Genomic DNA, 1,468 nt, shown 5'->3' with positions numbered 1-1,468 from the left:
TAGGTACTGTGTTAAAAAACAAGTTTTTTCTTTAAAATTTCAGGAAACAAGTTGAGTCATCAATTTGTTATCCCGCGCAGCAAGGGCTTCATGCTTTTGCTGCTTTTTAATTTCAAAATTTGCATCGTAAACTTCCTCATTTTTCCATAGGGTGTACATCAATATCAACAACTTTCTTTGAACCGCTACCAAGGCCACTAATGGTTTTGCCTTTTTTGGCTTTAGTCGATTATAGAATTGTTTTAATGTTGGATTGCAACGAACACAGGTCATCGATGGCATATGTAAAGCTGCACGAATATGACTGTTTCCTTTTTTACTGATTCTTGTTTTTCCTTTAAAATTACCAGATTCACGCAATACAACATCGTAACCGGCATAGCTCGTCAATTGTTTTGCGTTCACTATCGATTCAAAACCTAAGGTCTCTCCAATAACTGTAGCCGCAGAAATATAGGAAATACCAGGAATGCTTGTCATAAAACCAATCTTCCTTTTCAATACCTCATTTTTAGAGGTAAGTTCTTGCATTTCTTGTTCTATTAGTTCTATCTGACTATTGAAAAGTTTCAGTCTATTCTTATGCCTTTTTAAGGCTTTAGAATTGATATAAACACTCGATTCAATAGCTCCTTGGCGATTATTCTCTATTGTTCTATCCTTTAACAAAGAACTTCGCTCTCTGCTCAATGCTTTTAATTGTTGTAGTTCTTTACTGGGTGGTCGCCAAAGGCGAATAGACCGTTCAAGACCAAGCATGCTTAGCATTTTACTGTCTAAAGCATCAGTCTTTGATCGTTGATCCAAACTCTGGGCATAACGCTTTACACGACCTGACTGCATTATACAAACAGCGTAACCCTGTTTATGTAAATAATGAGCAATACCCTGATGGTAAACCCCTGTAGCTTCCATAACAACCAACAACTCAACATTACTATCAACAGATTTGCTTAACCATTTTAAAAGCTCTTTGTAACCAGAAACATCATTAGAAACATCTGCATGAGACTTAAATTCCTTAACTAGCCGTTCACTCAGAAAACCTAATGACAATGACAAATTCAACTTAGAAACATCGATACCTAAACTTTGTTTTAAACGCTTTTCCATATCCTATTTTTTAAAGCTAGAATTCTCTTTAGCATCTTTGCTCGCATTTGATTCGATCTCTACACTTTTAGGATCTAGGTACTGTTCAGATTCTAAGAAAATTATAGAAGGGCGGAAAACCTATGAAACGATATCATCTAAATGTATCTAGCCGAGACCTCGCTGTCCCTCCTATTTAAGCCTGTTATTAAGTATCCAAGCTAATGCTTTAAAGCATTAGCTTGGCAAGAGCGTAAACCTAAGCGACGATATCTCTTTTTAGTATCTAGCCCAACCACGAAATCACTCTTCCTTTAAACTAATTCATTGTTCTAAATATCTTATCTTCAACTTAAGAAACAAACATACGAGCCCA

1 protein-coding gene is annotated in these 1,468 nt (G+C 36.0%); it reads right to left on the bottom strand.

Annotated elements, in window-relative coordinates; all coding sequences use genetic code 11:
• Window positions 1–39: 39 nt before the first annotated feature.
• The gene (locus tag HW347_RS20550) at window positions 40–1,113 is read right to left on the bottom strand and encodes an IS110 family RNA-guided transposase (protein WP_214613595.1); all 1,074 of its coding nucleotides are present in this window, start codon (window positions 1,111–1,113) and stop codon (window positions 40–42) included.
• Between the last annotated feature and the right edge of the window lie 355 nt (window positions 1,114–1,468).

The organism is Zobellia barbeyronii, from assembly GCF_018603515.1.
GTDB lineage: Bacteria > Bacteroidota > Bacteroidia > Flavobacteriales > Flavobacteriaceae > Zobellia > Zobellia barbeyronii.
This window is presented reverse-complemented; position numbering and strand designations above follow the sequence as displayed.

Excerpts from the sequence above, each read along its gene's own strand:
- HW347_RS20550 (WP_214613595.1), bottom strand. The coding sequence starts at position 1,113 with ATGGAAAAGCGTTTAAAACAAAGTTTAGGTATCGATGTTTCTAAGTTG.